The following is a 23,396-nucleotide window of genomic DNA, read 5'->3' on the forward strand; positions in this document are numbered from 1 at the left end:
CCGGCGGCGCCAGCTTGCCGGGCCTACAAAAAGTAGCCGCATACTCTGTATGCGGCTTGTTTGTTTTAGAAGTTGAGCGACCAGGTGGCGCTCATTGTCTGATCGGTGTCGTGATGAGAGGCATTCACGTTATAGCCTACGCCGAAGGTCATATTGCCTTTCTGCATTTTCACCCCCAGCTGGCCGTTAAAGGCGGTGTCATCCATGATCTCTGCGCGGAGAGTATCGCTGGCGCTGATGCCCACGGTGTGCAGGGTGTTTTGACTCTCCCGGTCGCCGGTGACAGCAACCACGCCGACATCGGCCTGGGTACTCATCTTCCAGCCGGAATCCAGCGCGAAGGTTTTCGCGACTTTCACCCCTACCGGGAACTGCCAGATGTTCTGCGTGCCTTTATCGGTATGGAAGACGCGTTCATCCTGATCGTTTTTGGTATCAAAGGCCTCGGTCTTGAGCTGGTTATAACGCACACCCGCATGAGGAATGATATCCAGCACATCGGTTTCGATCAGGTACTCGCCCCGCACGCCCGCGCTGAACAGCATCCCGTCGACGTTTGCCTTCAGCTTGTTGCCTGCTTCCAGCCAGCCCGGCTGTTTCTGGTAAACATCGTTGCTGGTCTGGGTCAGGCTGACGTCGCCCGTCAGGTTCCAGCGATCCTGGTTCCAGTTCTGGTACAGGGTAACGCCCCAGAAGCTGAAATCATTGTGGGTGGCGTTGGTATCGCCGCGTGAATCACTGTCGCCATTACCGGCATGGAACGCCGCGCCGCTGCGCAGGGTGCCGTGTTCGGTCTGCCAGGCTTTGTCTCCTCCCATCATCAGGCCGTAGAATTTGCTGTTCTGGCCGTAGCTCAGATTTCCGGCGCTCAGGTCGCTGCTGCGCGGGTTACCGTACAGGGCGTGAACCCAGACGCTGGCGTCAGTGTCAGCGGGTTGCAGGCCCGCGTTGGCAATGGAGTTACGCTCCAGAACGGCATCCACCGCCGCGTTGCCTGCCGCCCAGGTATTGTGCTGCACGCCGCCCGCCTGGCTGGCAGAGCGTGAGTTCTCTCCGCTGGCGATAAGCTGATCCAGCGCATGGGTAGTGACCACGCCCGGCAGGACGTCCTGTGCCGCACGAGCCTGGGTAGTGACCCGCACCTCGCCGTCACGCTCCTGGGTCGTGGCCGTCAGCAGTTTATTCAACAGCAGATTCTCGTTCTGCCAGCCGTTTCCAGCGATGTTGACATCGCTAAAGCCCCTGGCAACCGAGTAAGTCTGGTTGGCCTTCGCATCCGCGACGTAAAGTGCGGCGCTGTCCGCTACGTTCAGACTACCCTCGGTCGCATTCAGCGCGGCCTGGCCATTGGTCATCTCCTTCGTGCTGACCATCAGCAAAGAGTGGTCGGCAAAGTCAACGGTATTAAAGGCGGCGTCACGGTCGGCTGAGCTGCCGGTCAGTGAACCGTCGACCCGCAGCCCGCCCTGGGTGGCGTTAAGGTATTGCGGGGTATGGACAGAGACCGCCGCCGTGATGGCGTTTTCACCCCAGGTTAAGCCGCTGTTGGCGAAACGGGCTTCTGCCGCAGCGGTGGAGGTATCACCCAGCACCAGCAGGGCGTTCTGACCCACGGTGACGCGCCCGTTAATCTCACTGCCGCCGCTTGCCACATGGGAGGCGTTAGCCAGCGTCCCACCATCCGTCCAGGCCGGGTCGATAAACATCCGGGCGCCCTGTAGATCCAAACGTTCTGCGACCAGCGTGCCCGCGGCGGCGATATCGCCGACGGTGATTTGTGCCTCCTGGCTGGCCGAGAGCTGCCCTGCCAGCAGGGAACCGTTAACCGCCATCTGGGCGCTATCCTGAAGCGCGACATCGCTGTGCAGAGTGGCTTGTTGTTCAACCCTGACCAGGCCGCTGCTGACTACCCCGGCAGCAGATCCGCCGGAAACCAGCGTGTGATCGCCTGCCACAATGTTCAGCGCGCCTTCAGGGGCCACGGTGACGGTACCGGTGAGATGACCGGTCACATCCTGCATGGCTGCGATGCCTAAGTTCAGCGTCCCGTTATTGACCGCTACCGCAACAGGCGCATCGGGTGCGCCGGCCACGTCGATCAACGCGCCAGCGGCCCCGGTCAGAGTCAGCGTCTGGCCGCCGACAATATCCACCGCTGGCTGGCCTTCACCTTCAAACCGCAGCTGCGATGCGCCGAAGCCGTTCCGCACGAAAATGGTGTCATCGGTGATCGCATCTTTCTCGCCGATAATGAGCCGGTTTTTGTCAGAGGTAACCTGGGTGTTGGCCAGCACCGCCTGGGTCATGGCGGCTTCGATTACGCTGGCGGTGCCCGCCACGCTATCGGCATTCTGCAGCGTGCCGAGCATCACCAGGCTGTTGCCTTCTGTGGAGCCCAGCAGCTCATTGACCGCCTTCACATAGTCCAGATGGTAGGTGTCATCGGTCAGGATCAGCGTGCTGTCAGTAAAGCCTACGTTCGCCCCGGTCTCGTTATAGCCCTCTGGCAGCAGGGATGAGGCCGCCAGGTTGAACAGCTGGTCAGAACGGGTTTGCAGCTGGCTATGGTTGATCATATTCAACGATGCGCCGCTGCTCAGCGCCAGGGTATCGGCGATAAGTTTGGTGTTATCAAAGGTTAAATTGCCGCTGCTCAGCTGCTCAGCTGCTCAGCTGCTCAGCTGCACCGGCGCGGTCACGGTAGTGCCGTTCACTGTCAGGGCGCTGCCCACGTTGGTGTCGGTAAAGCCGTCGGTGAGGACCACATCGTCCGCGATAGCCAGCTTGCCGAAGTTGCTGAACTTCGTCCCGCTAAACTCAGGCATGTTCGCCAGGTGCAGGGTGCTCGCAGCGCCGCTGCCGTACAGATTACCCGCCACCTCAGCGTTATCCAGCCAGATGTCGGAGCGGAGCACTTTGGCACCGTTGAGGTTGATATCCCCGGAGAGGGTGCTGTCGGTCAGATGCAGATCCACGCTGCCCTGGCCGGCGCTGGCATCGACGTTGCCTGTCAGCACGGAGCGGGTGATATCCATGGCAATCTGCGCGGCTTTGTTGGCAATCAGGTTGCCGTTAAGGGAGGAGTCCGCCAGCGAGGCGGTAACGCTCTCCGAGCCGGAAAGCACCGTATGACCGACAATCTCGCTATTATCCAGGCTCAGCTGAGCGGCTTTGCCATTTGACAGGCTAATGGCGTTACCGTTTTTCTGGGTGGTTTTGGTGATGGTGGAATCGGTAACCGACAGCGCGCTGGTGCTGCCTGAGGTAGAGAGGGCCACCGAGCCCGTCAGCTGGCTGTGGTCAACTACAATCGTATGCGTTTTATCTGCAGCGGTGAGGTTTGTGATTTCTATCGCATTGGCTGTTTTGGAGACGGCGTTAGTGGTATCGATGAGGCTGTTCTGCACCGTAATGGCGTTATTATTTGTCGCGTTGTACAGCAAAATGCTGCCCGCCTGAATACGGCTGTCCTGCACGGTGACGTCGTGTGTCCCCGCGCCGCCCACGTAGATGCGGCCTGTAATCAAGCTATTGTTCTGGATATCAATATCGGCATCACCGCTGTCAGCGACGTCCAGATGAATGGCGTTTCCGTCAAGATAGTACTTCGAGTTTGGGGCGTTTTTTATATCATAATCTCCCCCCTTAGCGGCACCGTTCAGGGTAGAGTTATCGACAACGATATGGGTATTGGTGTTAGAACTCTTCGCGCCCGCCTCGATGAAGTCCACCGCGGCCTTATTGTTCAGGACAACGGTAGCTGAGCCCTCTTTACTGACGTTGATATAATGGCCACTCAGATTCGCGCCATCAACAAGAAGCTGTTGGATATCAGAAGAGGTTCGGGAAGAGGTGCCGCTGGCAAAATAGATATTCTGGGCCCTGGCCGTGCCGTCAATGGCCGCATCCTGGGTTTTCTGAGTGAAATACCACGCGGTAGGCTTTGGCGTTATCGGTGACGTCATGTCATATTGCGTTAATCCGCAGGTTCCGGTAAATGCAGTGCCCGCGCAGGTATTTGCCAGTGCTGGAGACAAAAGAAAACTGCTGCCCAGAATCATGCTCATGCTAATAGCCAGCTGATTCAGGCGAAATGATTTATTCATAAGGTGTCCCTCTCTTATTACGTAATGATTTTATTTCGCGATAGCGAATATAAAAATACATACACTGTTTAATCCTTCGTTACATTTTGCAGCATAACAAAAGAAAATAATATTGAGGGTGGGATTGTTCTTTCCTTGCCTGGAAAAGTCTTAAGTGGTCGGATATCTTGCTGTTATAACTGATTAAACTTTTCGTTAAATATCATTTTTTGTGCGCGATAGCACGAAATGCCGCTAATTACTTGAGAATATTCCTACAATCCCCCGGAAAACTGTTAATTGCAAATTAATACATTCTCACTGATTATTAATAAATCCACAGTGATGGTGAGGGTAAAGGGAATGGTAATAGTTTTAACATCCTGTAGATATTTCCAGCAGGGGTTTGCCATGCTGGTTGAACAGTTAATGTTCGACGCGCCGTCGTTTCAGCAGGTGCATTATCTTGATGACATCAAAAAAGCGACAAAAGAGGATCTTTCTCGCGCCAAAGCGATTGTAGTGGATTATGGTGAGTCTGATATCAAAGTTCTGCATGCCCTACTGGATCTAAAAAACCGGTACGAGCAGAGCTATTTTATTTTTATCACCCGGGATGTGTGCTACGAAAGCACGATTGAAAATATTCTCATTAATACTATTGCCGATTATACCATCGACTGTAAAAGTGCCGTGCGAAAGTTAAGCGCATGTCTTGCCCATCTTGCCCAGGAAGATCAGCCGGTCACTATTTTTAAAAATGCCCGCTGGCACCATCTTGAAAAAGAACAACGGTTAACCCGTATGGAAACCATGCTGCTGCCCTATATTGTGTCGGGGAAAAAGAATAAAGAAATTACCCGCTATCTGGACGTAACGGGAAAAACAGTAAGCCATCATCGACGCAATATTTATCGTAAATTCGCTGTGACCAATCTGACCGGGTTGTTTAAAAAATTTGATCAACGTGCTTGATTCTGCAAGCGACCTCTATTGAACGAAGGATGACGGCACAAAAAAGCCTGGAAAAAGCGCTGTTGATTTTGATACCTGCCAGGGGATGAACGCTCTGCCCGCTTTCGCAATTCCTGCGCTTAACATCCTCGTTTCTTGATACTTACCCTGATAACTATTATCTTCTCAGCGTGTGAAGTGAGGACCTCCCATGCGTGAAGAAGATCTGTTCTGCCGCAGGCCGATGGGCATGCGGATGGCAATGATTGTGCGTCAGTGGCGCGCAGTGATTGACGATGCCATTCTCGACACCGGGTTAACCCAGTCGAGCTGGACGGTGATGATGCAGTTAAAGCAGTTGGGGGATAACGTCTCGGTGAGCGAACTGGCGGAGGTGCAGGGCATTGAACTGCCGCCGCTGATGCGCACCCTTTCACAGCTGGAAAAGCAGGGCTACCTGCTGCGCACCACATCGCCTTATGACAAGCGTATCCGGCTGCTGACGCTCACACCCGAGGGTAACGCGGTGCTGAAAACCCTGACCCGGATTATCGAGACGTTCCAGGAGCGGGTATCGCAGAATATCGCCCCGGAACATCTGGAGATTTTCAGCGCCACACTCAATCAAATCGCCTGCAACTTGCGGACTATCCGCGAAGAAGATAACAAGACCGAATAATCATGACCCCTGAACAAAAGTTTGCCCGCTGGGTAAGGGTAAGTATTGCCTCTTTCCTGCTGATGTTTGTCTATTTCATTATCGCCGATATCTGGATCCCGCTGACGCCGGACTCCACGGTGATGCGCGTGGTGACGCCCGTTTCCGCGCGCGTTTCCGGCTATGTGGCGGCGGTGCACGTGCATAACAACAGCCAGGTGAAGCGGGGCGATCTGCTGTTTGAACTCGATCCGACGCCATTCCGTAATAAAGTGGAAGCGGCGCAGATTGCGCTGGAACAGGCGCGTCTCGCCAATCAGCAGCTGGACGCGCAAATTGTGGCGACCCAGGCGAGCCTGAAAACCGCCCAGCTCACCGCCCGTAACGACAAAGTCACCTTCGATCGCTATCAGAAACTCAGCACGTTGCAGAACGTCTCCCAGGCGGATCTGGATAAAGTCCGCACCACCTGGCAGGGCAGCGAGCAGGCGGTGGCGAATCTGGAAGCCACCATTCATCAGCTGCGTATTGAGCGCGGCGAGCGCGACGAAAAGCGTAACGTGACCCTGCAAAAATACCGTAATGCGCTGGACGAGGCGGAACTCAATCTCCGCTGGACGAAAATCTACGCCGAGGCGGACGGGACCGTCAGTAACGTGCAGCTGAGCCCCGGTTTTTATGCCACCTCCGGTTCGGCGGCGCTGGCGCTGGTGAATAACCAGAGCGATATCGTCGCCGATTTCCGGGAAAAGAGCCTGCGTCATACCCGTCAGGGGACCGATGCCGCCGTGGTGTTTGACGCCTTCCCGGGCCACGTTTTCCGCGCCCACGTCACCAGCAGCGACGCCGGTATTCTGGCCGGGCAGGAGGCCGTCAATGGCCAGCTCTCTGAGCCGGAAACCTCCAACCGCTGGGTGCGAGACGCGCAGCGCATGCGCATTCACGTGGCGCTGGACGAGCCGCTGCCAAAGCACCTGCCGACCGGGGCGCGCGCCACCGTGCAGCTCTATAACAGCGAAGGTCCGTTTGCCCGCTTCTTCTCCGGGATGCAGATTCACCTCGTCAGCCTGCTGCACTATGTGTACTGATCATGTCTATTAATACCCTGGCGCGGGTCTTTACCCCGCACGGCAATATCGTCTACACCGCCAACGACTTTCGCCAGACGCTGCGCATCGTCTTTGCCGGGATGATCGCCCTGAGCGTGTCGAGCTTCTACAACACCAGCTACGGCGTCTTTTTCGTGATCTACCCGATCATGCTGCTGTCGTTGGTGCCGGTGTTTAACCGTCACGTGGCAAAACAGTTTGTGTTCAGTTCGGCGCTGAACTGCATTGAAATGGTATTTATCATCGGTTATCTGGCGCAATGGCCAGTGATCATGACCCTGGTGGTGTTTGGCCTCTACGTGATGCGTTTTCGCTTTATGAGCCAGGGGCCGCTGTTCCTCTTTGGCTCGATGGGGGTGGTGTGCCAGAGCACCATGCTCAACTTTATGAGCTATCCCACCACCAACTGGCACACGCTGCTCTTTTCCAACCTCGAAGCCAGTGTGATGGCGGTTTGCCTGAGCGCGCTGATGCACTATCTGCTGCCGGATGTTGAGCCGCGCACGCCACCGCCGCGGCTGGAGAAAGATGCCGCCCGCGTGCGCCATGAATCGCTGCTCTCCGGGACCGTGGCGACGCTGATCTTTGTGGTGTTCCAGATAAGCGATCTCAGCGATTCGCTGTCGGCGCTGATGGCGGGCATCCTGATCCTCTTCCCGATGCACTATCGCGGCGCGGTAATGAGCTCCCTGTGGCGCGTGGTGGGGGTGGTGCTCGGCTGCCTCTATATTCTGCTGGTGCAGATGGTGCTCTACGATCACAGCAGCCACATGCTGCTAATGATGCCGCTGATTGGGCTCGGGCTGGCGTTTGGCGCCCGCCTGCACGTGATGGAGAAGGTGGGAGCCGGGGTCGGTTTTGCCAGCATCACCACCATCGGCATCATGTTCGGCCAGAACATGCACCCGGACGGCGACCTGGTGTTCAGCGATCTCTACCGTATCGTCTCGGTGACGGTGGCGCTGGTGGCGACCCTGACGATCGTGTTCCTTATGCATCTGTTTCTTAACTGTTTCGCGCCGACGCGCTATATCATCACGCCACCCGCCGGGGATAAATGATAATGTGCGGTAGTCTGCACATTACTTCGCCCTTCTGTGGTAGTAATGCCGGTTGGCTAACCGGATGACAAAGGGAAGGGATCTATGTGGCAGACGCGGGCGCTGGAGCTGAATAATCAGGCTTACTGGAACTGGGAAAAGGCTTGCGAACTGGTGGACTGGGCCGTCGCGCATGACTTTAACACCGTGGTTGTCGGGCAGGCGGATCTGTTCGACAAGCTGGTCTCCCCGAAAGGCTACACGCCGCATCTCGACAACGACCGCCTCTCCAGCCAGCAGCGTGCCCGCTGCGTCTACCTCAACCGGCTGGGCCAACTCTGCCAGCAAAAGGGGCTGCGTTTTTACCTGCAGGCCAAAGAGTTCAGCTTCCCTACCGAACTGCTGCTGGCGCACCCGCACCTGTTTGAGCCGGGCCACGGCGTGCGCCTCGACGTTGATTTCTGGTGCGGGTTCCTGACCCGTAAAATCGCCCTGATCTGCCAGCGGATTCCTGCCACTAGCGGCCTGTTGATCGCTATCTCCAGCACCGACGGCCTGCTGCCCGTGTCGCGCCCTAACTGGGAGTTACAGGCAGAGGGCGAGGTCAATCAGATCCAGCGCGACGCCCGAAGCCAGGCCATCTACAGCCGCTGCTTTAATGCCATGTCCCGCACCATGCAGGCCGAAAATAAACATCTGGTGCTGCGGGTATTTCCGGCGGGCAATCACGATCTGCACAACGTGCTGGAGGCGATCCGCCCGCTGCCCGAGAGCGTCAGCGTCTCCATTAAACTCACTCCGGAACGTTTCTGGCCGTCGTTTCCCAATAACCCGGCCCTGCTGGCGGTGGAGGAGCGCGAAGTGTGGGCGGATATCGATCTGGTGGGCGAAGAGGTGGGCTGGGGCGTCTTTCCCTGGCTGCGCATCGACGAACTGCAGGGGCGTCTGCTGTGGTGCCGCTCGAATCCGGCGATCCGCGGCGTGGTGTGCAAAGCCAGCTGGGAAGGGGTGGATAACCACTGGGTGATGGGCACCCTGAGCGAGTGCAATCTGGTGGCCTGTAGCCGGATGTTAGCCAGCGATGGCAGCCACCTTAGCGTGGCGCAACTGCTGCATAGCTGGCTGGATGAGCGCTATGGCTGGCAGCCAGATGCCGATACTTTTGCCACTTTCCACGCACTGCTGGAACAGGCCGGGCAGGTGCTCTATGGCGCCATCTACGTGCGCGATCACGTTTTTCATCGCCACAGTCAGGTGCCGGAAAGCTATGGCCAGGCAGTGTGGAGCCTCTACGGGCAGCTCAACCGCAACCACTGGCTGCCGGGTTCGGAGCGCGATATTTTCTTTAGCGCCAGCGACGTGGAAGCCTCTGCCGCGTCGCTGGCGCGCATTGCCCGCGAAAAAGACGAGGCCCGGGACGCCTCGCAGACGTTACAGGAAGCGGCCCTGCGCTTTACCGACACCGCCGCCTTCCCGTATGCGCTGAAACGCCGCTGGCTTGAGGAGTGGCAGGGCTTTGCCCTCTATTGCCATCTGTTTGTCCATGCCCAGAAGGCGTTCTTTACCCTGCGCTTTGCCCGCGAGGTGGAGAACAGCTGGAGCATGCGCGAAATCTGCCAGATCAACATCCAGGAGCTCTATCGCAGCGCCGCCGAACTGGACGACTTCTGCTTAAAGCATGCCGATGCTTCTCCCGGCATGCACGTGCTGTTCGATGCCTCCCGCGTACGCGCGCTGGCGGACAGCCTGAGCGAAGAGCTGAAAGCGCTGAAGTCTTAGTGTGATCAACATCACGTCAGGTGGAGAGGGCTAAAAACCTGACGTGATCGTCCTCATCATTCTTCTTCCTTGCCGGTTGCGTGGTGTGATCGGCATCACGCTGCATCGCTGCCTGTCGTCCGGTTTGTGAGTTGTCAGGCATATCCCGCCAATTCCCCTCCTGGGCTGCTCGCCCCGCAAGGCCAATCTGCTGATGATAGCGGCGTAATGGACGGGTTGATGAGGAAGATATGTCACAAGGTGACTGGCAGTTAGCACAGGGCGACGCACTCACGCGTTTTCTGGGGTCAGCGGCAAAAGCGGAGCGCTTCGCCGAGTTTTATACCGGTGAAACGACAGAGCCCACCTGTGAGGTGGGACCGGATGCGCCGTCGTTTTGCCGTCGGGTGTTCCTGAAAACCCACGCCCGGCGGCGGGTGGAGCCCGCCCAGGCCCTGCCGTGCCGGGAAGGGATTTTTAGCGACGACAACAACATTCTCTCCTTTTCGGGCTTTTATCCGCTGGCGTACCATCTGCAGCGCTGGCTGCGGGTGGATCTTTTTGCGCCCCATAGCGGCACCTTTACCTTTCGTCTGACGACCTGCGGCGGCGTGCGGCTCTGGCGTGACGACGAGCCGCTGGTCTGCTTTACGCCCTTCACCCGCAACAGCATGCAGCACACCGGGGTCGCGCTACCGTTGAGCGCCGGTAAGAACCGCCTGCTGATCCATCTGGATGAACTGTTTGAACGTGATACGACATTTGCCCTGCAAATGGTCTACCTCGACGCGATCCCGCTTGGCTATGGGCTGCCGGACGCGTGCCCGCAGCTCATCGCCCCACGGCAGTACACGCCGCCTGCGCACAGTACGACGGCCCACGACGATAGCGGCCAACGCCTGTTGACGCTGATGGCGCAGCGGGAATATGGCCCGGAACTCGACGCGCTGCTGTACAGCACCCTGACGCGCGTCAGCGCCCGGGAGGCGGGCTCGGTGTTTTCACTCCTGTCGCTGCTCGTTCTCTGGCATCGCCATCGGGGAGAGCACTTCCCGGCGGTGCTGTGGCGGCGGGTAAAATCCACGCTGCTGGGCTATCGCTACTGGCACGATGAGCGGGGCTGCGACGTGATGGCGTTCTGGGGCGAGGAGAATGTGATCGCCTTCCAGACGGCGCAGTATCTGGCGGGGAAATTGTTCCCGGATGCGCTGTTTATCGCCTCTGGCCGCCGGGGGCATCAACAGCAACGCCTGGCGCTCGCGCGTGCCGCCGATACCGGGGCATTACTGGCCCATGCAGAAACATTTGTAGAAGGGGCGACAGCATGAACAGCGCGCAGCAGAGGAAAATACTGGATCGCGTGGTGCGCGGTTTCTGCCGACTGAAAAATCTTGATGAAGTGGGGGCTGGAGACGGGTTCTCCATCAACTTTGAAGAGTGGGAGTGGGAGATTGGCGTCGGGCTGTATGGCTTCTGGCGCTTTGCGGAACACCAACAGGATGCGGCGCTGCAGCAGTCGATTCTGGCGTGGTACGAAACGCAGATTGCGAAAGGGCTGCCGGAGATGCAGATCAACACCACCGCGCCGATGATCGCCCTGGCGCTGGTGGCCGGGCATCATCAGCGCCAGGATCTACTGGAGACGGTCAACGACTGGGCCGATGCCCTGCTGCGCGACCTGCCAAAAACCGAAGAGGGCGGATTCCAGCACGTGGTGAAAGAGCAGGCGAACACCGGCCAGCTGTGGGATGACACGCTATTTATGACCTGTCTGTTCCTCGGCGTGGCGGGGATCGTGCTCAAACGCCGGGATCTGATCGACGAGGCGAGCTACCAGTTCCTGCTCCATACCCGCTATCTCAGCGATCCGGTAAGCGGGCTGTGGTATCACGGCTGGACCTTTGTCGATAAGCACCATTTCGCCGGGGCGTTCTGGGCGCGCGGCAACGCATGGATCACCGTCGCCATTCCGGAATTTATCGCGCTGATGGGCGAGCATCTGGACGCCAGCGTGCGGCGCTATCTGGCGCAGGTGGTGACGCGTCAGGTGCGCACGCTGTGCGAGCTACAGGCGGAGAACGGCATGTGGCACACGGTGCTGGACGATCCGTTCTCACCCCAGGAGTCCTCCGCCACGGCGGGTATCGCCTGGGGGATGCTGCGCGGCGTGCGGATGGGGATTCTGGATGCGTCGGTGAGCTGGCATGCCCTGCGGGCGTTCGACGCGGTGATGGCGCGCATTGACGAGGAGGGGATTGTGCGGGAAGCCTCCCGCGGCACCATGCTGGGCTGGGATATTCAGTACTACTGCGATATCGCGATGGCCCCGGTGCCCTACGCCCAGGCGTTAACCATCCTGCTGCTGCTGGAGATCGATCAGGGTGGCTGGCTGGCGTAATGCGCAGAAGGCCGGCGATCCGGCCTTTTTTTAGCGGCCCAGCAGCGGCAGGAGTTCCGGCAGTTGCGAAAGTAAAAACAGGATCAGCCCAATCGTGCCGCCCACCAGCGTGCCGTTGACGCGGATAAACTGTAAGTCCTTGCCGATGTTCAGCTCAATCTGGCGGGACATATCTTTGGCATCCCAGCCTTTTACCGTGTCGCTGATATGGCGGGTGAGGAAGCGGGCAAAATCGGGCGCCACGCGGTGCGCGGCCTGCTCCAGATGTTCGTTCAGCGAGGCGCGCAGGTTGCTGTCCGCCACCAGAGTTTCACCAAACCACAGCCCGGCGTTGGCAAGGCGCTGCTTCACGCGGGAGTCATCGCGCTGCATATCGGCCTTCAGCCACTGGCGCAGGTCGGCCCACATCTCGCCCAGATAGCGGTTAAACGCCTCGTCGTTCTTCAGATACGTTTTGATGTTCTCGGCTTTGGCCGCGGTTTCCGGGTCGTTTTTCAGGTTATCAACCAGCTTAAATACCGCGCGGTCGAAGGCCTGGCGGATCTGATGGGTGCGGTCGTGGCTGACATCATCCAGGATGGCGTTCACCGCGTTTGAAACCACCTCGGCGCTCTGATCCCCCAGCCACTCGGTGGGCAGCACCATCGATTTGCGCGGATGTTCGGTCTTCAGCCAGTGGACGATTTGCGCGGCGATAAAATCGCGCGTGCTGTCGCGCTGCAGCAGGGTAATCAGGCGATTAATGACCGCGTCCAGCAGCACCTGATGACGCCCGTTTTTCGTCATGCTCTCCAGCATGGCGGCGCTGGTTTCGCTGAAATCGACCTTATCCAGCGCCTTATGTACCGCCCGCTTCAGCATCCGTTGAATGCGCCCGTCGTCGGTCAGCTCCAGAAAACCGCTCATCACCTGCATGATATGCTGCCCGACGCGCTCGGCGTTGTCCGGCTTGCTGAACCAGTTGCCGATAAGCAGCGCCGGTTCATGCTTGCGGATGAGCGCCACCAGCGACTGGGTATCAAGAAACTTCTCCTGCACGAACTGGCCGAGATTGTCGCCAATCCGGTCCTTATTGCGCGGGATAATCGCCGTATGTTTTGAGATAAAGGGGATCGGCACCCGACGAAACAGGGCCACCACCGCAAACCAGTCCGCCAGCGCGCCAACCATCGCCGCTTCGGCAATGGCTTTTACGCCGCGCACCCAAAAGGTTTGTGGCAGAAAGAGGGTAGCGATAAAGGTCGCGGCGGCAATCAGCAGCAGCGACAGCGCCAGCAGCTTGGCGCGTTTGAGTTCAGCGAGTTTTTCCATAGGATTAAGGATAGAGGGAGAAAAGGCGAAGGGGCAAGGGAGCGGGCATTTTCCCCGGTGGCGCTGCGCTTACCGGGGCTACGAGGAGTGCGCGGGGGGGTTGTAGGCCTGATAAGCGTAGCGCCATCAGGCGTTTTCTCTGCATTCACAAGGGTAAGAAGAATCGCCATAAAATCCCTACGCCAAACGCAATTAGCACTACCCCCGCCACGCGCTCCATTTTCCAGATGTGGTCGCTCAGCCGACGTTGAACGGCGGGCAGGGCGATGAACGACACCACCGCCAGATCCCACACCAGCACCACCGTGACCATCCAGATGCCGCTCACCGACTGCTGGAGCAGCGTCACATTCGGCCCGAGCAGGGCGGTCATCAGCGCCAGATAAAAGAGGGCATTTTTCGGATTTAATACCGCCGACCCCAGGCCGAGCAGAAGCTGCCTGCGCCAGCCTGGGCGTTCCGGCTCCGCATTATCCAGCGTCAGAGTGCGGGCGCGGCTGTGGATCAGATGCCAGCCTATCCACAGCAGATACAGCCCGCCCAGGAGTTCAATGGCGTTAAACAGCAGCGTGTACTGACGCAACGCGCTGGCGCCAACGATCACCAGCAGGATATAAAGCCCGTTGCCCAGGGCTATCCCCACGCACAGCCCGGCGCTGCCGCGCAGGCGATGCCGGGCGGCAAACCCCATCAGCAAAAAGAAATCCGGGCCGGGGCTGAGCAGGGCGACGAAGTGCGCCAGCGCGAGCGCCAGAAAAGCGGGCGGGAAGAGAGCGGGAGTCAGTTCCATAGTGACCTCATCAATAAAACTGAGGTCAGGCTACGCCGGTGCGAGCGCTAATTATTGTCGGATATTGATCGCCCGGTGGCGTACTGGCGCGGCGTGGCGGCGGTGTAGCTGACGAAGGTTTTATGGAAGTGGCTCTGATCGGCAAAGCCGCTCTGGTAGCTGACGTCGGCGATGTTGTCCCCGGCGCGCAGGCGGGCTTTGGCGAACTCTACCCTGGAGATGGCCAGAAAGGTGCCGGGCGTCAGGCCGGTATCCTGCTTAAAGGTTCTGATTAACGTCTCTTTGCGCAGTGAAAAGCGTTGGGCTAAGACATCCAGCGAGGGCGGTTCCTGCAGGCTGTGGCGTAAGGTCTGTAACAGTGCAAGGCTGGAGGGGCGTAGCGTTTCAGGCGGAGAGGGGTTTTCTTTCAACGCTGCCAGTAGGGCATCGATAGCTTCGGGCGGCAGCGTGTCAACCACAGCCAGATACTGGCGGAAAAGCGCTTCGCTGCGGATCACCTGCATGGCGGGCTGAAGGTCAGTCTCCAGATAGAGCATGTGGTAGCTGCGGGGTTGTCCCGCAACGGGGTTACAGCTGTGCGGCAGATGCGCGGGGATGACAATCAGGTCGCCAGGATGGAGGGTGAATGGCTCGCCGTTGCAGGTGCAGCAGGTTTGCCCCTCGAGGATGGCGCCAATGGAGAGCTGAGCATGGCTGTGACGCTTATAGGCCTGGGTGCTCTGCCAGGTGCTGCGCAGCTCAATACCGGGCTGGCGTATGAAGGTCTGATTGACTTGGCGGGTATGGGGCATAGCGGTCACCGGTGTGAGGGATAAAGGGGTTTAGGTGCTTATAGCATGAGCGGACAAAGGTGTCGCCTGGAATAATTTGGGAGAGGTCGTTATGTGATTAGAATAGTGGTATAAAATTCAGGGTTAAATAAAATAGCGACGACGCATCATGGACTTATAGGTGAAATTATCAAAGGAATGAATATATGGCCGTTATACCATTATTACCCAAAGAGGGTTTGGATCTTATTCATAAGAATATGCGCGAGGCGCGTATAAATGGAATGTCGAGAAATATGGCCTTGCCGCAAACTTATTACTGGTTCTATCAAAAAGTCCGGAATCGAGGGCCCTGGGATTACAAACAGCAAGACAGAAAACTGGCAAATTTTGGCAATTTTAATTATGGTGCAACAGGATTTGCCGCGGGTATACCTGAGAAAACGCTCTATATGGGAGCGGGTTTTGCGCAGTCACATGCTAAGACGTCGCGTCCACAATGGGGTGCATGGCATGGCGAATTTCCCTATGGTGACGACCCGCGCGATCAGTTTTGGATTAAACAGGGAATAAACTATGCACGTCAGCACGGCTATTAAATGGTTACATCGGCTGATCACCATCCTGTTACTTATTATCGTTGCAGGCTATTTTTCTTATGAATACTTCATGGAGAGTCGAAGCGACGATCGTTTAGTGATGCAAAAGGATATTTCAGAAAACGTGACGCTTTACGTCACGCAGTATGGGGGTGGGGCAACCGTGCCTGATGTCTATCGTTACTACCTGGATAAAAAAAATCAGACGATAGAGCAGCTCAGGGAAAGTGAGCCTTTTCTTGTTTCAGATAATGGCAGTGCCATAATTAGCGGCTACGGAAATACTATCAATGTTAAGTTATCAGGGCGTATCTACTCTTTCAGTAATCTTACAATGTTCTACGCTCAGGAAAATCTGGTTATCCCTGTGATTAATCTTACTGCCACAGGAGTACGTTAATTCATATGGACATGAAAAAGCATGCAGTGGTGAGACTCAAACGCGATGATATGCCACTACATATTATCCTGCATACTAATGAACTGTTAGCATTGGCAGAAAAGTCTGATAAGGAAATGGATTATAGCGATATTCCAGAAACTACCGATGAACAGTGGGGTAATGCGGTTCGCGGGAAATTTTAGTGATCTAAAATAACAGATGCCACCTGAAGGTGGCGCGCTCGATATAATTGGCTTCACCCTCGTAAAACCCTTTGTGGAAGCGGTTTTTATAGCAAGCCAACGATGGTGGCTCTATTTAGAAAAATAGAAATCGTGACAGTAAATTAAATGAAAAATAGCAATTTTTTCTCCTGTATGTATAAGCATATTTTAAAGGCTTTGATATTCTTGACGGTTCAGATCTGGAGTTTGTTTGAAGCCGTATTATTTGTAGGCGGGTTTATAGTTTGCCTTATGTTGCCTGTCGTGTGGCCAATGAAGTTCGTTTATGCCGCGTTATGGCTTGTTGTATTCTACGTATGTTTAAACGTTATTGGTGTATTAGAAAAATCTCTTGCCAGAAAAAAAAGCGAATAGGAAAAGATTGTCTTCAAAGACAGCTGGAACGAACGCTGCGTCGCCTGAATGGAGCAATTATATCTCACGCCACCCGCCGGGTGGCACACCCTGTATACCTAACTTTACCTGCGAAACCAGCTATTTTGACTACTCTTAATACCCCAAGCGGTAAAAAAAGGAGGCAACAATGGCCTATCAGACAGTGAATCCTGCCAACAACAAACTCATCAAAGAATATCCTTCTCATACTGATGCTGACGTCGAAGCGGCGCTGAATACGGCTGATGCGCTCTACCATTCCGACTGGTCAAAGGGCAGTATCGACAAGCGCCTGGCGGTGCTGCATAAGCTGGCGGACCTTATTGATTCCCGCACTGAAGAGCTGGCAAAAATCGCCAGCGAGGAGATGGGGAAACTCATAGCCCAGAGCCGTGGCGAGGTAAAACTCTGCGCCCAGATCGCCCGCTACTACGCCGACAATGCGAAACAGTTCCTTGCGCCGGTGAAATACCCCTCGGAGCTCGGCGAGGCGTGGGTGGAGCATCACCCCATCGGCGTGGTGATGGCCGTAGAGCCGTGGAACTTCCCTTACTACCAGCTGATGCGCGTGCTGGCGCCGAACCTCGCGGCGGGTAACCCGGTTATCGCCAAACATGCCAGCATCGTGCCGCACTGTGCCGAGGCTTTCGCCCATCTGGTGCGTGAAGCCGGTGCCCCGGATGGGGCATGGACCAACCTGTTTATCTCTTCAGATCAGGTAGCCAATATCATCGCTGACGATCGCGTGCAGGGTGCGGCGCTGACCGGGTCTGAGAAAGCCGGTAGCATCGTGGCGGCCCAGGCGGCGAAGCACATCAAAAAATCGACCCTTGAGCTGGGCGGTAACGACGTCTTTGTGGTGCTGGACGATGCCGATCTGGAGAAGGCGGTAAAAATTGGCGTCAATGCGCGCCTGGCCAATGCCGGACAGGTCTGTACCGCAGCCAAACGCTTTATTATCCACGAGAAAGTGGCGGAGGAGTTCCTGGCGAAGTACACCGAAGCCTTTAAGCAGGTGAAGATTGGCGATCCGCTGGACGAGAGCACCACGCTTGGGCCGCTCTCCTCGAAAGACGCGCTGGAAACCCTGACAAAGCAGGTCGATGAGGCGGTGAAAAATGGCGCCACGCTGCATTACGGCGGCAAACCGGTGCAGCGCGAGGGCAGCTTCTTTGAGCCGACCATCCTGACCAATATCACCCGCGATAACCCTGCGTACTTCGAAGAGTTCTTCGGCCCGGTGGCGCAGATTTATGTGGTGAAAAATGACGAGGAGGCGGTGAAGCTCGCCAACGACTCGCACTACGGTCTGGGCGGCGCGATCTTCAGTAAAGATACCGATCGTGCCAGAAAGATGGCCTCGAAGATCGAAACCGGGATGGTGTGGATCAACTGGCTCACCGATACCGCGGCAGAGCTGCCGTTTGGCGGGGTGAAGCGTTCTGGTTACGGGCGTGAGCTGTCGGATCTGGGGATCAAAGAGTTTGTGAACCAGAAGCTGGTGGTGATCCGCCGGTAAATGTCTTTACCGGTACAAAGGCGGCAGCGGATGCCGCCTTTTTTATGCTTTGGCCTGGAGCAATATCCGCATGGCGGCGCTGCTACAGGCCTGGCTTTATCAGAAGGTGACGCCGCCGCCAACGTAGGCGCCGTCAATCAGGGTGTGGCCCGGACGGCCATCTTTGCCGTCAACGCTGACGTGACGGTAACCCACCTTCAGGGTTACGGGGGTAACCGGCGTCCAGCTCACGCCGCCGTTGGCTTCAACGTAGTTTTTCACGCTGTTGTTCAGTCCTTCCGGCGCGACATAGCCTTCACCGTAAACGTGGATGCTGTCGGTCAGGGCCAGGTTGACGCCACCACCGATAGGGAATGCCACGCCGTTATCGCCTTTCTTCGGTCCGAGGTAGATGGCTTTCGCACCGGCATTGAGCATCACCGGCCCCACTTCCAGGTTATAACCCGCGCCAACACCGCCGGTCTGGGTGCCGTCATCGGTGTTTTTCAGCCAGTTACCTTCGGCATACAGACCTGAGGAGGATTTACCCATCTCAAGGTTCAGATTGGTGAAGTTTTTGCTCTGCTCAATGCTGCCGCCCATGGCCATCGCGGAGCCGGAAATCGCGGTCAGTGCAGCAAGGATGAAGATATTAAGCTTTTTCATGTTTTATGCCTCGTCATCTAATTTGTCTGCGCACACCCTAACAGGCGAGGTTTATGGCTGCAAATGTGCTCATGAGCGCGGTTTTATGCTGATTTTGTGTGTATTTTGTTCAGATAATGTGAGCGAAAGGTGTAAATGGTGCCGGGTCAATCGTTAAATTTTTCATGTTGAGCGGAGGTTTAGATTAGCGCCTAAACAGAAACTGAACGGGGCGGGAAAAGTAATTAGTTAAGTATTAATTGAATTTCTTATAATTTCCGAAAATGTTTCTGATGTAACAGATAAATATGTGAATTTACATTTTTGCAGATAAGCTGAAATCCTGAACAGGCGATTTTGCCGGCGGGAAAAAGCGGCCGGGATAAATTGCCCCTTGTTCCTGGCCGGCAGGCGGCCGAAAATGTCGCAGGGGAGAAGGTAATCTCCTTAAAAGAGCCAGAACGGAAGTAGGAATATTTTGAGTGGTAATAAAAAAGGAAAAAAAATGAGCGCCCTGATTACGCGCGCACGATGTTTATTCGCAACGAAAAAGACGCGGATTATTGCCTTCTGCATCGTTACGGCCGGCGTCGTTGGCTTCGCAAACGATCTGTTTGGCCTCTGGGATATGATAGGCCCAAAGCCGCAGGAGAAGTTGGCTGTGATTCAGGCGCGACTGCAGCCGTTTCGTACCAGCCCGCTCGTAACCCACTCGGTGAACGATCTTTTTTTAATGATGGAGGTGAGGAATTATGGTGAAAAGACCATGATGTTGACGTCCGCTGAGATTGATATCAAAAAGAGCCGGGTGGCATCAAAGGGTAAGGCCGGTTCCTTTTCCCGCTGCGCATTAACCGACGATGCGAATCGCAACACGCCCATTTTGCTTCGGCCCGGAGAGACTTCATGGATAATGGTGTCACAGGCGGTAACGCTGCCCGGGCTGACCGACTGGTTAAATAACGATGAGCTGAAGAATATTTTTGTCGCCACGCCTGAAAATGCTTTTACCATCGCGCAGCACGATTATCTGCCCGTCTTTAATAAAAAAATGGCCGAGCATTATGGCGCTGATGCGGAAATTGAGGCAGTTGTGCATTTTGGGCAAGACAGCGGCTCTCAGGTTTTCCATTTTCCTCTGGCTAACGGGAAAGATATATATGATAAAAGCGGCGGTTTGCAGCACGACTGGTTTATCGCAAATTGGCTTTATCCCCAGTCGAGCAGGTTACGGGCAGAGGGCGACATCTGTCATTTCCGTAGCGGATAGCAGACCCTCTCCGCAGGAGAGGGCGCCATCAGGCGTTACTTCCGCAATCCCGCAAACCCTGCGCGAATCTCTTCTTCTGGCAGTTCAATGCCAATAAACACCATCACGCTGTGCGGCTGCTCGTCGCCCCAGGGGCGATCCCAGTCGGCGCTGTAGAGGCGCTGCACGCCCTGGAACAGCAGGCGGTTCGGTTCGCCGTCGATCCACAGCATCCCTTTGTAGCGCAGCAGTTTGTCGGCAAACGACAGCAGCAGGTTCTCCATTACCCGGGAGACTTCGCTGATATCCACCGGGTAATCCAGCTCCACCACAATCGACGCCACGTCGTTCTGCTTGTCCGCCATAAAGTGGAAGCGCGGTTTTGAGGTGACATTCTCTTCCAGCATAAAGCCGCTGGTGTTGAACAGCTGAGACAGGTCGATATCGCCATGGGTGACGGTATAGATAGGGGCCCGGGAGTTGATGCGCATCAGGCGCTCGCGCAGTTTTTCACTCTCGCCCGCCACATCGGTTTTGGTCAGCAGAATGCGGTCGGCGTAGCCCACCTGTGACTGGGCGATGGTGAACTGGTTCATCTGGTCGTCGGCGTGTACCGCGTCGACCAGGGCGATCACGCCGTCCAGCAGATAGCGCTGGCAGAGGATCTCATGGGAGAAAAAGGTCTGAATAATCGGGCCGGGGTCGGCCATGCCGGTGCACTCAATCACCAGGCGGTCGAAGTCGATCTCACCCCGATCGCGGCTGTCGAGCAGGTCGAGCAGGGCATCTTCGAGTTCGTTGGAGCGGGTGCAGCAGATGCAGCCATTGGTCAGGGTTTTGATCTGAGTGGCGCGATCGCCAATCAGCTGGTCGTCCACCGAGACTTCACCGAACTCGTTTTCGATAACGGCGATTTTAAAGCCGTGCTGTTCGTTGAGGATGTGACGCAGCAGGGTGGTTTTGCCCGCGCCGAGAAAGCCGGTGAGTAGGGTAACTGCAATCGGTGTCATGGTTTCTCCTTCAGCAGCAGCGTACGCCGCCTTCTCCTCCTCCGCCGTAGCGCGCTTCCTGACGCTCGCGGAAGAATTCGTTGTAGGTCATGTAGGGCTTATCCGGATGGTTGGTCTTCATATGCTCAACGTAGTTGTCATAGTCCGGAATGCCAATCAGCATCTTCGCCGCCTGACCGAGGTATTTTTTTGCTTCGCCTAAGTTACCAAACATTGTGCCATCCAGATAGAAAAAGCCCGGTGGCGCGCAGCGATCCGGGCCTACAGTACCGTTGTAGGGCGGGTCAGCGCAGCGCCACCCGCCATTGTTTTAGTGGTGTGAAGAGGTCTTCACGCCGCCTTCCGGCACCGGTACGTACGGCGTCTCTTTATCGGTACGACCCTCGGCGTTACGCACTTTCATCCAGGTTTTGATGCCGTAGAAGATGATGCTGTAGACCACCACCAGGAACAGAATGCTCAGACCCGCGTTGGTGTAGTTGTTCACCACGATATGGTTCATGTTGGCAATCTGCTGGGCAGTCAGCTCACCGCCGCCTGCGGCAATCTTCTCTTTGTACTGGTTAGCCATAAAGAAGAAGCCTTCCAGCTGCGGGTTGGAGCTGAACAGTTTCAGACCCAGCGCCCAGGTGGTGCAGAGCAGCAGCCACAGAGCAGGTACTACGGTCACCCAGATATATTTGGTGCGCTTCATCTTCACCAGTACCACGGTGCCGAGCACCAGAGCGACAGCCGCCAGCATCTGGTTAGAGATACCGAACAGCGGCCACAGGCTCTTCACGCCGCCCAGTGGGTCGACTACGCCCTGATACAGCAGATAGCCCCACAGACCTACGCAGCCCGCGGTTCCCAGTACGCCCGCCACCAGCGAGTCGGTCTTCTTCAGGAACGGCACGAAGTTACCCAGCAGATCCTGGAGCATAAAGCGGCCTGCACGGGTACCGGCATCCAGCGCGGTAAGGATGAACAGCGCTTCGAACAGAATACCGAAGTGGTACCAGAAGCCCATGTCCGCCCATGGCAGCACTTTGTGGAACACGTGGGCGATACCGACCGCCAGGGTTGGTGCGCCACCGGCACGGTTCAGAACAGACGGTTCACCGATGTCTTTGGCTGTCTGCATGATCTGCTCAGGGGAGATCACAAAGCCCCAGGAGCTGACGGTCGCCGCCGCGTGGGCGCTTACGTCTTTCAGCTGCGCCATGATCAGCGCCGCGTTGTCACCGCCCATCTCATGCAGGTTCGGCATGGTAATGCCCAGGCCCGCTGGTGGGGTGTTCATCGCGAAGTAGAGACCCGGCTCGATGATGGAGGCCGCCACCAGGGCCATGACCGCCACGAAGGATTCCATCAGCATTGCGCCGTAACCGATAAAGCGCGCGTCGGTTTCGTTCGCCAGCAGTTTCGGCGTGGTGCCGGAGGCGATCAGGGCGTGGAAGCCAGAGACCGCACCACAGGCAATGGTGATAAACAGGAACGGGAACAGCGCGCCTTTCCACAGTGGACCGGTACCGTCGATGTACTGGGTCACCGCAGGCATTTTCAGCTCAGGGTTGATGATCACGATGCCGATCGCCAGACCGACGATCACGCCGATTTTCAGGAAGGTCGCCAGGTAATCGCGCGGCGCCAGAATCAGCCATACCGGCAGCAGGGCGGAGATAAAGGCGTAACCAATCAGCGCAAAGGTGATGGTGGTGTCTTTAAAGGTCAGCGCCGGGCCCCAGTACGGGTCGTGGGCAATCACGCCGCCGAAGTAGATGGAGGCCACCAGCAGCACAATACCGATCACTGACACTTCACCCACGCGGCCCGGACGCAGGAATCGCATATAGATCCCCATGAACAGCGCAATCGGCACGGTAGAGCAGACGGTGAAGACGCCCCACGGACTTTCCGCCAGCGCTTTCACCACGATCAGCGCCAGCACCGCAAGGATGATGATCATGATCAGGAAGCAGCCGAACAGGGCGATGGTGCCTGGGACGCGGCCCATCTCTTCTTTGATCATCTCACCCAGAGAGGCGCCGTTACGGCGAGAAGAGATAAACAGCACCATAAAGTCCTGCACCGCACCCGCCAGCACCACGCCCGCCAGCAGCCACAGGGTACCCGGCAGGTAGCCCATCTGCGCCGCCAGGACTGGCCCAACCAGCGGACCCGCGCCTGCGATAGCCGCAAAGTGGTGACCAAACAGCACGTAGCGGTTGGTTGGCACGTAGTTCAGGCCGTCATTGTTAATGACCGCCGGGGTGGCGCGCGTCGGGTCGAGCTTCATGACCTTTTGCGCGATGTAGAGGCTGTAGTAGCGGTACGCCACCAGATAGACCGACACGGAGGCCACGACGATCCACAGGGCGCTGATGTGCTCGCCGCGACGCAGGGCGACGACAGCAAGGCAACATGCCCCGAGTATCCCAAGCAGCAGCCAGGGGACGTGCTTAAGTAGTTTTTTGATATCCATAATAAGACCTGGTTTTTAGATGAAAAAAGCGTCAGGGTTCGCTGTAGAGAGAGTGA

General features: G+C 56.7%; 22 protein-coding genes. 12 read left to right on the forward strand and 10 right to left on the reverse strand.

Annotation, left to right across the window (positions count from 1 at the left end; translation table 11 throughout):
- Positions 1 to 65 precede the first annotated feature (65 nt).
- Both GNG29_RS23255 and GNG29_RS23260 read right to left on the reverse strand, forming a co-directional pair.
- Entirely contained in the window at positions 66 to 2,576 is a 2,511-nt protein-coding gene (locus GNG29_RS23255) for an autotransporter outer membrane beta-barrel domain-containing protein (protein WP_231736639.1), read from the reverse strand.
- A 93-nt stretch (positions 2,577 to 2,669) separates the two neighbouring features.
- Positions 2,670 to 4,106 carry a hypothetical protein gene (locus GNG29_RS23260; RefSeq protein ID WP_231736583.1) on the reverse strand — a complete coding sequence of 479 codons (1,437 nt, stop codon included), beginning with the start codon at positions 4,104 to 4,106 and terminating at the stop codon, positions 2,670 to 2,672.
- Positions 4,107 to 4,496: 390 nt separating this feature from the next.
- Here GNG29_RS23260 and GNG29_RS02970 point away from each other — a divergent pair, with 390 nt between their 5' ends.
- The 5 genes from GNG29_RS02970 (at position 4,497) to GNG29_RS02990 (ending at position 9,625) form a co-directional block, all read left to right on the forward strand.
- Positions 4,497 to 5,060 carry a LuxR C-terminal-related transcriptional regulator gene (locus GNG29_RS02970; RefSeq protein ID WP_197431829.1) on the forward strand — a complete coding sequence of 188 codons (564 nt, stop codon included), beginning with the start codon at positions 4,497 to 4,499 and terminating at the stop codon, positions 5,058 to 5,060.
- Positions 5,061 to 5,250: 190 nt separating this feature from the next.
- Positions 5,251 to 5,718, forward strand: coding sequence for a MarR family winged helix-turn-helix transcriptional regulator (locus tag GNG29_RS02975; protein WP_103178102.1), 468 nt, complete (start codon positions 5,251 to 5,253; stop codon positions 5,716 to 5,718).
- Positions 5,718 to 6,785 carry an HlyD family secretion protein gene (locus GNG29_RS02980; protein WP_103823106.1) on the forward strand — a complete coding sequence of 356 codons (1,068 nt, stop codon included), beginning with the start codon at positions 5,718 to 5,720 and terminating at the stop codon, positions 6,783 to 6,785. The genes GNG29_RS02975 and GNG29_RS02980 overlap by 1 nt, the downstream gene beginning before the upstream one ends.
- Before the next feature lie 2 nt (positions 6,786 to 6,787).
- A complete protein-coding gene (locus GNG29_RS02985) occupies positions 6,788 to 7,867 on the forward strand; it encodes a DUF2955 domain-containing protein (protein ID WP_103823107.1) in 1,080 nt (359 codons plus the stop codon).
- An 84-nt stretch (positions 7,868 to 7,951) separates the two neighbouring features.
- A complete protein-coding gene (locus GNG29_RS02990; protein ID WP_156653838.1) occupies positions 7,952 to 9,625 on the forward strand; it encodes a hypothetical protein in 1,674 nt (557 codons plus the stop codon).
- Positions 9,626 to 9,641: 16 nt separating this feature from the next.
- Here GNG29_RS02990 and GNG29_RS23440 read toward each other — a convergent pair whose 3' ends face one another.
- Positions 9,642 to 9,767, reverse strand: coding sequence for a hypothetical protein (locus GNG29_RS23440; protein WP_255410173.1), 126 nt, complete (start codon positions 9,765 to 9,767; stop codon positions 9,642 to 9,644).
- An 88-nt stretch (positions 9,768 to 9,855) separates the two neighbouring features.
- Between GNG29_RS23440 and GNG29_RS02995 the strand changes: the two genes are divergently transcribed.
- Entirely contained in the window at positions 9,856 to 10,932 is a 1,077-nt protein-coding gene (locus GNG29_RS02995) for a hypothetical protein (protein ID WP_156653839.1), read from the forward strand.
- Positions 10,929 to 12,002 (forward strand): glycoside hydrolase family 105 protein, encoded by a 1,074-nt coding sequence (locus GNG29_RS03000; protein WP_156653840.1) that lies wholly within the window; start codon positions 10,929 to 10,931, stop codon positions 12,000 to 12,002. Before GNG29_RS02995 ends, GNG29_RS03000 begins: the two co-directional genes overlap by 4 nt.
- Positions 12,003 to 12,032: 30 nt before the next feature.
- On the opposite strand, the gene GNG29_RS03005 is transcribed toward GNG29_RS03000, so the two are convergent.
- The 3 genes from GNG29_RS03005 to GNG29_RS03015 all read right to left on the reverse strand — a co-directional run bounded on the left by GNG29_RS03005 (position 12,033) and on the right by GNG29_RS03015 (position 14,894).
- On the reverse strand, positions 12,033 to 13,313 hold the full coding sequence (locus GNG29_RS03005; RefSeq protein ID WP_156653841.1) for a DUF445 domain-containing protein: 1,281 nt from the start codon (positions 13,311 to 13,313) through the stop codon (positions 12,033 to 12,035).
- Between the two features lie 145 nt (positions 13,314 to 13,458).
- Complete coding sequence (locus GNG29_RS03010) at positions 13,459 to 14,103, reverse strand: LysE family translocator (RefSeq protein WP_156653842.1); 645 nt, start codon at positions 14,101 to 14,103, stop codon at positions 13,459 to 13,461.
- A 47-nt stretch (positions 14,104 to 14,150) separates the two neighbouring features.
- Positions 14,151 to 14,894, reverse strand: coding sequence for an AraC family transcriptional regulator (locus GNG29_RS03015; RefSeq protein WP_156653843.1), 744 nt, complete (start codon positions 14,892 to 14,894; stop codon positions 14,151 to 14,153).
- 185 nt (positions 14,895 to 15,079) lie between these two features.
- On the opposite strand from GNG29_RS03015, the gene GNG29_RS03020 reads away from it, so the two are divergent.
- The 4 genes from GNG29_RS03020 (at position 15,080) to GNG29_RS03035 (ending at position 17,993) form a co-directional block, all read left to right on the forward strand.
- Positions 15,080 to 15,472, forward strand: a complete 393-nt coding sequence (locus GNG29_RS03020) for a polymorphic toxin type 44 domain-containing protein (protein WP_103178111.1) — start codon at positions 15,080 to 15,082, stop codon at positions 15,470 to 15,472.
- On the forward strand, positions 15,450 to 15,872 hold the full coding sequence (locus GNG29_RS03025) for a hypothetical protein (protein ID WP_156653844.1): 423 nt from the start codon (positions 15,450 to 15,452) through the stop codon (positions 15,870 to 15,872). The genes GNG29_RS03020 and GNG29_RS03025 overlap by 23 nt, the downstream gene beginning before the upstream one ends.
- A gap of 5 nt (positions 15,873 to 15,877) precedes the next feature.
- Complete coding sequence (locus GNG29_RS03030; protein ID WP_156653845.1) at positions 15,878 to 16,057, forward strand: hypothetical protein; 180 nt, start codon at positions 15,878 to 15,880, stop codon at positions 16,055 to 16,057.
- Between the two features lie 565 nt (positions 16,058 to 16,622).
- Positions 16,623 to 17,993, forward strand: coding sequence for an NAD-dependent succinate-semialdehyde dehydrogenase (locus GNG29_RS03035; protein WP_156653846.1), 1,371 nt, complete (start codon positions 16,623 to 16,625; stop codon positions 17,991 to 17,993).
- Between the two features lie 99 nt (positions 17,994 to 18,092).
- Here GNG29_RS03035 and GNG29_RS03040 read toward each other — a convergent pair whose 3' ends face one another.
- The gene (locus tag GNG29_RS03040; protein WP_103823123.1) at positions 18,093 to 18,638 is read right to left on the reverse strand and encodes a YfaZ family outer membrane protein; all 546 of its coding nucleotides are present in this window, start codon (positions 18,636 to 18,638) and stop codon (positions 18,093 to 18,095) included.
- Positions 18,639 to 19,122: 484 nt separating this feature from the next.
- Here GNG29_RS03040 and GNG29_RS03045 point away from each other — a divergent pair, with 484 nt between their 5' ends.
- Positions 19,123 to 19,887, forward strand: coding sequence for a hypothetical protein (locus GNG29_RS03045; protein WP_156653847.1), 765 nt, complete (start codon positions 19,123 to 19,125; stop codon positions 19,885 to 19,887).
- A 35-nt stretch (positions 19,888 to 19,922) separates the two neighbouring features.
- On the opposite strand, the gene yjiA is transcribed toward GNG29_RS03045, so the two are convergent.
- The 3 genes from yjiA to GNG29_RS03060 all read right to left on the reverse strand — a co-directional run bounded on the left by yjiA (position 19,923) and on the right by GNG29_RS03060 (position 23,340).
- Positions 19,923 to 20,876 carry a GTPase gene (gene yjiA / locus GNG29_RS03050; protein ID WP_156653848.1) on the reverse strand — a complete coding sequence of 318 codons (954 nt, stop codon included), beginning with the start codon at positions 20,874 to 20,876 and terminating at the stop codon, positions 19,923 to 19,925.
- A 10-nt stretch (positions 20,877 to 20,886) separates the two neighbouring features.
- On the reverse strand, positions 20,887 to 21,090 hold the full coding sequence (locus GNG29_RS03055; RefSeq protein ID WP_032616354.1) for a YbdD/YjiX family protein: 204 nt from the start codon (positions 21,088 to 21,090) through the stop codon (positions 20,887 to 20,889).
- Positions 21,091 to 21,186: 96 nt separating this feature from the next.
- Positions 21,187 to 23,340: a carbon starvation CstA family protein gene (locus GNG29_RS03060; protein ID WP_156653849.1), complete on the reverse strand. Its 2,154-nt coding sequence runs from the start codon at positions 23,338 to 23,340 to the stop codon at positions 21,187 to 21,189.
- Between the last annotated feature and the right edge of the window lie 56 nt (positions 23,341 to 23,396).

The organism is Leclercia sp. Colony189 (genome assembly GCF_009740165.1).
Taxonomy (GTDB): Bacteria; Pseudomonadota; Gammaproteobacteria; order Enterobacterales; family Enterobacteriaceae; genus Enterobacter.

What these genes read in the sequence shown, in the direction of transcription:
- GNG29_RS03010 (WP_156653842.1), bottom strand. Translation starts at nt 14,103, where the DNA reads ATGGAACTGACTCCCGCTCTCTTCCCGCCCGCTTTTCTGGCGCTCGCG.
- GNG29_RS02985 (WP_103823107.1), top strand. Translation starts at nt 6,788, where the DNA reads ATGTCTATTAATACCCTGGCGCGGGTCTTTACCCCGCACGGCAATATC.
- GNG29_RS02970 (WP_197431829.1), top strand. Translation starts at nt 4,497, where the DNA reads ATGCTGGTTGAACAGTTAATGTTCGACGCGCCGTCGTTTCAGCAGGTG.
- GNG29_RS03015 (WP_156653843.1), bottom strand. Translation starts at nt 14,894, where the DNA reads ATGCCCCATACCCGCCAAGTCAATCAGACCTTCATACGCCAGCCCGGT.
- GNG29_RS02975 (WP_103178102.1), top strand. Translation starts at nt 5,251, where the DNA reads ATGCGTGAAGAAGATCTGTTCTGCCGCAGGCCGATGGGCATGCGGATG.
- GNG29_RS03035 (WP_156653846.1), top strand. Translation starts at nt 16,623, where the DNA reads ATGGCCTATCAGACAGTGAATCCTGCCAACAACAAACTCATCAAAGAA.
- GNG29_RS02995 (WP_156653839.1), top strand. Translation starts at nt 9,856, where the DNA reads ATGTCACAAGGTGACTGGCAGTTAGCACAGGGCGACGCACTCACGCGT.
- GNG29_RS03030 (WP_156653845.1), top strand. Translation starts at nt 15,878, where the DNA reads ATGGACATGAAAAAGCATGCAGTGGTGAGACTCAAACGCGATGATATG.
- GNG29_RS03045 (WP_156653847.1), top strand. Translation starts at nt 19,123, where the DNA reads ATGAGCGCCCTGATTACGCGCGCACGATGTTTATTCGCAACGAAAAAG.
- GNG29_RS02990 (WP_156653838.1), top strand. Translation starts at nt 7,952, where the DNA reads ATGTGGCAGACGCGGGCGCTGGAGCTGAATAATCAGGCTTACTGGAAC.
- GNG29_RS23440 (WP_255410173.1), bottom strand. Translation starts at nt 9,767, where the DNA reads ATGCCTGACAACTCACAAACCGGACGACAGGCAGCGATGCAGCGTGAT.
- yjiA (WP_156653848.1), bottom strand. Translation starts at nt 20,876, where the DNA reads ATGACACCGATTGCAGTTACCCTACTCACCGGCTTTCTCGGCGCGGGC.
- GNG29_RS03000 (WP_156653840.1), top strand. Translation starts at nt 10,929, where the DNA reads ATGAACAGCGCGCAGCAGAGGAAAATACTGGATCGCGTGGTGCGCGGT.
- GNG29_RS03060 (WP_156653849.1), bottom strand. Translation starts at nt 23,340, where the DNA reads ATGGATATCAAAAAACTACTTAAGCACGTCCCCTGGCTGCTGCTTGGG.
- GNG29_RS23255 (WP_231736639.1), bottom strand. Translation starts at nt 2,576, where the DNA reads ATGATCAACCATAGCCAGCTGCAAACCCGTTCTGACCAGCTGTTCAAC.
- GNG29_RS03020 (WP_103178111.1), top strand. Translation starts at nt 15,080, where the DNA reads ATGGCCGTTATACCATTATTACCCAAAGAGGGTTTGGATCTTATTCAT.
- GNG29_RS23260 (WP_231736583.1), bottom strand. Translation starts at nt 4,106, where the DNA reads ATGAATAAATCATTTCGCCTGAATCAGCTGGCTATTAGCATGAGCATG.
- GNG29_RS03055 (WP_032616354.1), bottom strand. Translation starts at nt 21,090, where the DNA reads ATGTTTGGTAACTTAGGCGAAGCAAAAAAATACCTCGGTCAGGCGGCG.
- GNG29_RS03025 (WP_156653844.1), top strand. Translation starts at nt 15,450, where the DNA reads ATGCACGTCAGCACGGCTATTAAATGGTTACATCGGCTGATCACCATC.
- GNG29_RS03005 (WP_156653841.1), bottom strand. Translation starts at nt 13,313, where the DNA reads ATGGAAAAACTCGCTGAACTCAAACGCGCCAAGCTGCTGGCGCTGTCG.
- GNG29_RS03040 (WP_103823123.1), bottom strand. Translation starts at nt 18,638, where the DNA reads ATGAAAAAGCTTAATATCTTCATCCTTGCTGCACTGACCGCGATTTCC.